8 protein-coding genes, 4 tRNA genes and 1 rRNA gene are annotated in these 6,250 nt (G+C 55.3%); all 13 read right to left on the reverse strand.

All coding sequences use genetic code 11. From position 1 onward, the window contains the following. Nucleotides 1–71: 71 nt before the first annotated feature. Nucleotides 72–572 carry a 50S ribosomal protein L10 gene (rplJ, locus tag AC07W0_RS01710; RefSeq protein WP_016969477.1) on the reverse strand — a complete coding sequence of 167 codons (501 nt, stop codon included), beginning with the start codon at nt 570–572 and terminating at the stop codon, nt 72–74. 199 nt (nt 573–771) lie between these two features. Next, nucleotides 772–1,467, reverse strand: a complete 696-nt coding sequence (gene rplA / locus AC07W0_RS01715) for a 50S ribosomal protein L1 (RefSeq protein ID WP_003232403.1) — start codon at nt 1,465–1,467, stop codon at nt 772–774. Next, entirely contained in the window at nt 1,467–1,898 is a 432-nt protein-coding gene (gene rplK, locus AC07W0_RS01720; RefSeq protein ID WP_003176435.1) for a 50S ribosomal protein L11, read from the reverse strand. Before rplK ends, rplA begins: the two co-directional genes overlap by 1 nt. 116 nt (nt 1,899–2,014) lie before the next feature. Continuing rightward, nucleotides 2,015–2,548 (reverse strand): transcription termination/antitermination protein NusG, encoded by a 534-nt coding sequence (nusG, locus tag AC07W0_RS01725; RefSeq protein WP_003176436.1) that lies wholly within the window; start codon nt 2,546–2,548, stop codon nt 2,015–2,017. Nucleotides 2,549–2,557: 9 nt separating this feature from the next. Continuing rightward, nucleotides 2,558–2,926 (reverse strand): preprotein translocase subunit SecE, encoded by a 369-nt coding sequence (gene secE / locus AC07W0_RS01730; protein WP_046486494.1) that lies wholly within the window; start codon nt 2,924–2,926, stop codon nt 2,558–2,560. Between the two features lie 45 nt (nt 2,927–2,971). Next, a tRNA-Trp gene (locus AC07W0_RS01735) sits at nt 2,972–3,047 on the reverse strand. A gap of 161 nt (nt 3,048–3,208) precedes the next feature. Continuing rightward, nucleotides 3,209–3,284 (reverse strand) — tRNA-Thr (locus AC07W0_RS01740). A gap of 26 nt (nt 3,285–3,310) precedes the next feature. Further along, nucleotides 3,311–3,384, reverse strand: a tRNA-Gly gene (locus AC07W0_RS01745). Between the two features lie 24 nt (nt 3,385–3,408). Further along, nucleotides 3,409–3,493: transfer RNA gene (locus tag AC07W0_RS01750), tRNA-Tyr, on the reverse strand. A 142-nt stretch (nt 3,494–3,635) separates the two neighbouring features. Then, nucleotides 3,636–4,082, reverse strand: coding sequence for a hypothetical protein (locus AC07W0_RS01755; RefSeq protein WP_017848796.1), 447 nt, complete (start codon nt 4,080–4,082; stop codon nt 3,636–3,638). Nucleotides 4,083–4,089: 7 nt separating this feature from the next. After that, the gene (locus AC07W0_RS01760; RefSeq protein ID WP_017848795.1) at nt 4,090–4,839 is read right to left on the reverse strand and encodes a pantothenate kinase; all 750 of its coding nucleotides are present in this window, start codon (nt 4,837–4,839) and stop codon (nt 4,090–4,092) included. After that, the gene (gene birA, locus AC07W0_RS01765) at nt 4,829–5,788 is read right to left on the reverse strand and encodes a bifunctional biotin--[acetyl-CoA-carboxylase] ligase/biotin operon repressor BirA (RefSeq protein ID WP_017848794.1); all 960 of its coding nucleotides are present in this window, start codon (nt 5,786–5,788) and stop codon (nt 4,829–4,831) included. Before birA ends, AC07W0_RS01760 begins: the two co-directional genes overlap by 11 nt. Nucleotides 5,789–5,956: 168 nt before the next feature. Continuing rightward, a 5S ribosomal RNA gene (gene rrf / locus AC07W0_RS01770) occupies nt 5,957–6,072 on the reverse strand. Nucleotides 6,073–6,250: the final 178 nt, after the last annotated feature.

Genomic DNA, 6,250 nt, shown 5'->3' on the forward strand with positions numbered 1-6,250 from the left:
TTTCCTGAATTGGGGGACGGCCTACGCGGCCATCGAAATAAACAAAAATACGCGAGAGAAAATGCTCAGCCTTAGGCTGCGGCAGCTTCTTTTTGCTCGCGAACTGCAGCCAGAGTACGAGCCAGCTTGCTGGTAGCGCCTTGAATCACGCTCATCAGTTGCGAAATAGCTTCGTCACGGGTCGGCAGTGTTGCCAGTACGTCGATTTGGTTAGCTGCGAGGAACTTGCCCTCGAACGCAGCTGCCTTGATCTCGAACTTGTCCTGACTCTTGGCGAATTCCTTGAACAAACGGGCAGCAGCGCCTGGATGTTCTTTGGAGAACGCGATCAGAGTCGGGCCAGTGAACACGTCGTTGAGGACACTGTATTCAGTGTCAGCAACAGCGCGCTTGAGCAGGGTGTTACGTACAACACGTACGTATACGCCAGCTTCACGAGCCTCTTTACGGAGTCCGGTCATAGCGCCTACTGTCACACCACGGGCATCAGCCACGACAGCGGACAGAGCAGCTTTGGCAGCCTCGTTGACTTCAGCGACGATGGCCTTCTTGTCTTCGAGATTAATTGCCACGGGTTTAACTCCTGCTTGTTACCGTTTCATCTGGCCGAAGCCGGATGTCGTTTTGGTGTCTGATTCGGTAAGGAACCGGGAGCACCATCTGCGTAGGCTTGAGGTTTAAGACTTGCGTCGCCTACGGTCTTGGATAGCCCCCGCCAGGCAGGGACCCCAATTTTTTCAATTGGCGCGATCGCTCACGCCAACTTGTGTCTTATACGTCCAGCGAGCCTTGGTCGATGACCAGACCTGGGCCCATAGTGGTGCTCAGGGTAACGCGCTTGACGTAGATGCCTTTCGAGGAAGCTGGTTTGATACGCTTCAGATCAGCGATCAGGGCTTCAACGTTTTCCTTCAGCTTGACGGCATCGAAACCGACTTTGCCAACGGAAGTGTGAATGATGCCGTTTTTGTCGGTGCGATAACGAACCTGACCAGCCTTGGCGTTTTTAACCGCGGTAGCGACGTCTGGGGTTACGGTGCCGACTTTTGGGTTAGGCATCAGGCCACGTGGACCAAGGATCTGACCCAACTGACCTACAACGCGCATTGCATCCGGGGAAGCAATAACGACGTCATAGTTCAGGTCGCCGCCTTTCATTTCGGCAGCCAGGTCGTCCATGCCAACGCGATCGGCGCCGGCGGCCAGAGCAGCTTCAGCTGCTGGACCCTGTGTGAAGACAGCAACACGTACAGTCTTGCCAGTACCGTGTGGCAGCACAGTAGCGCTACGAACGACCTGGTCGGATTTACGTGGGTCAACACCCAGGTTCACAGCAACGTCAACCGACTCGCTGAACTTGACAGTCGACAGCTCGGTCAGCAGGGCAGCAGCGTCTACAAAGTTGTAGGCCTTGCCTGCTTCGATTTTGCCGGCGATAGCCTTTTGGCGCTTGGTCAGCTTAGCCATTACACACCCTCCACGTTAAGGCCCATGCTACGAGCAGAACCGGCGATGGTACGCACGGCTGCATCCATATCAGCTGCAGTCAGATCCGCGTTTTTGGTTTTCGCGATTTCTTCCAGCTGAGCACGAGTCACGGTGCCAACCTTAACGGTGTTAGGACGAGCGGAACCGCTAGTCAGACCAGCAGCTTTCTTCAACAGAACCGAAGCCGGGGTCGACTTGGTTTCGAAGGTGAAGCTACGGTCGCTGTATACAGTGATGATCACTGGAGTCGGCAGACCTGGCTCAAGACCCTGAGTACGGGCGTTGAAGGCCTTGCAGAATTCCATGATGTTCACGCCGTGCTGACCCAGAGCTGGACCGACGGGTGGGCTAGGGTTGGCCTGAGCGGCCTTCACTTGCAGCTTGATGTAAGCGGTAATCTTCTTGGCCATGAGGCACTCCAATTACGGGTTCGAACGCCTCGAAAGGCTCCCCGGTTACTTGCGCGTTTATCCCAGTGACGACAAAACCCCACAGCCTAGGCTGCGGGGTTGGGATGCTTGCTCAGTTAGACCTTTTCGACCTGACTGAACTCCAACTCTACCGGAGTAGAGCGTCCGAAAATGAGCACTGCCACTTGGATCCGGCTCTTTTCGTAGTTAACTTCTTCGACGGTGCCGTTGAAATCAGCAAACGGACCATCGGTGACACGAACAACCTCACCCGGCTCGAACAACGTCTTCGGCTTAGGCTTGTCGCTACCGTCAGCAACACGACGCAGAATCGCTTCTGCTTCTTTGTCGGTGATCGGAGCAGGCTTATCGGCAGTACCGCCAATGAAGCCCATGACACGAGGGGTATCCTTGACCAAGTGCCAAGTACCTTCATTCATGTCCATCTGAACCAGCACGTAGCCTGGGAAGAACTTGCGTTCACTCTTGCGCTTCTGCCCATTCCGCATTTCAACCACTTCTTCAGTGGGAACCAGAATTTCGCCGAAGCCATCTTCCATGCCTGCCAGCTTTACGCGCTCCAGCAAAGAGCGCATAACATGCTTCTCGTAACCCGAGTAAGCATGCACAACGTACCAACGCTTAGCCACGGGACACCCTTAGCCAACAATCAAGGAAACAAGCCAGCCGAGCAGGGAATCAAGCCCCCACAACAGCAACGCCATAACCAGAACAACAGCCACAACAATCAACGTGGTCTGCGTGGTTTCTTGGCGAGTCGGCCAAACGACTTTACGAATTTCGGTGCGAGCTTCCTTTACCAGGACCGCGAAAGACTTGCCTTTGGCAGTCTGCAGGCCTACAAAGGCAGCTACAGCAGCGAGGGCGAGCAAAGCGAGTACGCGGTACAGGATCGGCGAAGCAGAATAGTACTGATTGCCAACAACGCCTACGACCACCAATGCGACTACAGCGAGCCACTTGATCAGATCGAAACGAGAGCTTTGAGCTTCAGCCTTAGGAGTCATCTATGAAGATCCTGTGAAAAGAAAGCCAGATACACCACGTGAATCTGGCAGGTCAGGAGGGAATCGAACCCCCAACCTACGGTTTTGGAGACCGTCGCTCTGCCAATTGAGCTACTGACCTAAAACAAAATCAGGCCGACCATTATGCAGGCCTGAAAAAGACTTTACAACAGCCAACCCCTAGAGACTTGAAACCAACCGGCGAAAACGCCCGTTACAACAGAATCAAGCCGAGATAGCCGTTAAAACAAAGGCAGATATTTTCATATCTGCCTTGTTATATGGAGCTCTTGAGCGGATTTGAACCGCTGACCTCACCCTTACCAAGGGTGTGCTCTACCAACTGAGCTACAAGAGCAAAACACGCTGCACAACCTGCAAACTTGGAGCGGGTAGCGGGAATCGAACCCGCATCATCAGCTTGGAAGGCTGAGGTTCTACCACTAAACTATACCCGCGGAGCTTGCAGCTCACGCTAAAAATGGTGGAGGGGGAAGGATTCGAACCTTCGAAGTCGTAGACGTCAGATTTACAGTCTGATCCCTTTGGCCGCTCGGGAACCCCTCCTAAGCGAGCCGGCATTCTACATCATGCCAGCCTTCTGTCAAGCATTTTCTCATTAAAAATATGAGGTTAGCTGCGTTGACCTTCGCTTCACACTGTAGGCCTTAAAGGTCTTCACTGCGAAGCGGGCGCCATTCTATGCAAACTATTCGAGAGTTGCAATGCCTTCGCACAGCATTATTTTATGTTTTAACTCATTGAATTCCTTAGCAAGGTTTTCAAACGGCAGATCCTCAGCCAGACGCCGGCTTTCAGGGGCCACACGAAGCCAGTAACCGGACGCCTCAGGTGTGCTCAACAGTTGAACCTTGACCTTTATATCCAGGCTCGTGAGGCGCTGCTCAAGCGACTGCGCCTGACGCTGGTCGGCAAAGCCGCCGATGTATAAGCAGGTATTCTGCGCCTCGGGCGCTTTTGCTCGATCACGCCGGGACACCGAGTCCGAGGACTCGCTTAGCAGTCGAATATCCTGCTGAGGGCCACGATACAGACTCAGGGGCGTGACATCCTTGGCGCGCAACGGCGCCTCTTGCTGATGCCAAACGTAATAGAAGGCATTAAGAACGAGTAAAAGTAAAAACAGCCAACGCATAAACACCTCAGGACAATGGACACGCCATGGCCAGACCAACGAAAACCAGGTCCGGGATCAACCGCGCCTGCGGCACGGCGTCCGAGACCAGATCAGCATCCCCACCCGTCAGGAATACGGTGAAATCATCACCCCAGTAGCTGCGGGCCAACTCGAGCTGGGTCAACACGAAGCCCCTGAGCATCAGCGTACAACCACGCTCGACAGCCTCCGCGGTCGTGCGCCCGGGGGAGAGCCGCTCCAGGGCACGCTCAGCCGCCGCGTCGTCGTAGCGTATCTTGCGGGTGTGCGTGCGCAACTGGTTGCGCATCAACGGCATGCCGGGGCAAATGAAGCCGCCCAGGTGCTGGCCGTCTGCCGCGATGAAATCGGCGGTGGCTGCGGTACCAAAATCGAGTACCAGGCACGCGCCCGAAGCCAACTTGAAGCCACCCAGCATCGCCAGCCAGCGATCAAGACCAAGGCGTTCGAAGTCTTGATAGCCATTGCGCACTCCAGCCATCTCACGCGCGGGGACAGCACAGGAGACGACAACACCGAAAGCCCCTTGCAAAGCCTCGACCAGCTTATTGGTCTCTTCTGAAGCCCGAACACTCACCAATCGGCAACGCGCCAACGACAGGCCTGGTAGCGCCGCCAGGCTTTCAATCAATGCGAGGTCCGACCCCACAACACCTTCGGCGCAAGCTTTCGCCTGATCCGATTCAAGTACGCGCCATTTGATAAAGCTATTCCCACAGTCGAGCTCAAGAATCATCACGCAACCTCAGGCTTAGCTCACCACCGCTGTATATTTTTTCAACACCATCGACGCTCAAACGCAACGCACCCTGGCGGTCGACCCCCAGAACCACCCCGTCAACCTGATTGACTCCAGCAATGAGGGACACCGCCCTGCCCTGCCATAAGTGATTCTGCTCCCACTCCTCCTGAAGCGCCGCAAAGCCGGAGGCGGCGTGTCGCTCCAAGTAACGTTGCAACTGCAGCCCCAGCCGCGCCACCAGTAGATTGCGATCTACGGGAGAGCCCGTTTCAAGCTGCACCGACGTCCACTGCTGATCGATTGCCGCGACTTTCTGCATATTTACGTTGATGCCGATCCCGAGCACAACGTGGCAGATATCAGCAGGATCGCCGACCAACTCCAGCAGGATACCGGCAATTTTCTTCTGCCCCACCAAGACATCGTTTGGCCATTTCAAGGCAGCTCCTTGCACGCCCGACTCGCGCAAGGCCTGCATGACCGCAAGCCCCACAACCAGGCTCAGCCCCTCTAGCTGCCGCAGACCGCCCTCGATGCGCAGCACGAGGCTGTAATACACATTCTGAGCGAACGGGCTGACCCACTTGCGCCCCCGTCGACCTCGTCCGGCGCTCTGCTGCTCGGCGAGCACCAGGAATGGTGCCGCGCACCCCGCATCGACAAGGCGCAAGGCTTCAGCATTGGTGGAGTCAATGGAATCGGATATGTGGACAGGCCACGCCAGGGAAGGCGCCTTCAGCGCGATGTCTTCGGCATTCAAGAACACCAGCGGCGATGCCAACTGGTACCCCCTGCCACGCACTTTGTGGATGGGCAGGTTTAACTCAGCCTCAAGATGCTGAAGCTGCTTCCATACAGCACTGCGACTGACGCCCAGGGCGGCGCCCAGCGCTTCCCCGGAGTGGAATCGACCATCTTTCAGAAGTTTTAACAACGTCAGCATGCAAGTATCGCCTCACAATGAGGCACGCATGATAGCCATGCGCAGGGTCATTGCATAGAAAGGCCGGGCCTTAGCACTGACAGCCGTCGCAATGAACCACTTGACCCTTTCCGACCGCCCAAAACAAAACCCCTGTCTGCATAAGCAAACAGGGGTTCTGGAATTTAATCTTGACGATGACCTACTCTCACATGGGGAAACCCCACACTACCATCGGCGATGCATCGTTTCACTGCTGAGTTCGGGATGGGATCAGGTGGTTCCAATGCTCTATGGTCGTCAAGAAATTCGGGTACTGAGTCGTGGCCAGCTGGCCTCGCTTCAGCAAATTGGGTATGTGATAGTTTTCGGTGTTTTGTAAGCGTCGAACTTTCGGTTCGTTTCGTCTTCACACACCGCAATCTGGTCTCTTTCGAGTTCGCAAATTGCTTGGGTGTTATATGGTCAAGCCTCACGGGCAAT

The organism is Pseudomonas sp. GW704-F2 (assembly GCF_059423025.1).

Coding starts and splice junctions, on each gene's coding strand:
- birA (WP_017848794.1), bottom strand. CDS start 5,788: ATGCTGACGTTGTTAAAACTTCTGAAAGATGGTCGATTCCACTCCGGG.
- AC07W0_RS01760 (WP_017848795.1), bottom strand. CDS start 4,839: ATGATTCTTGAGCTCGACTGTGGGAATAGCTTTATCAAATGGCGCGTA.
- secE (WP_046486494.1), bottom strand. CDS start 2,926: ATGACTCCTAAGGCTGAAGCTCAAAGCTCTCGTTTCGATCTGATCAAG.
- rplA (WP_003232403.1), bottom strand. CDS start 1,467: ATGGCTAAGCTGACCAAGCGCCAAAAGGCTATCGCCGGCAAAATCGAA.
- rplK (WP_003176435.1), bottom strand. CDS start 1,898: ATGGCCAAGAAGATTACCGCTTACATCAAGCTGCAAGTGAAGGCCGCT.
- AC07W0_RS01755 (WP_017848796.1), bottom strand. CDS start 4,082: ATGCGTTGGCTGTTTTTACTTTTACTCGTTCTTAATGCCTTCTATTAC.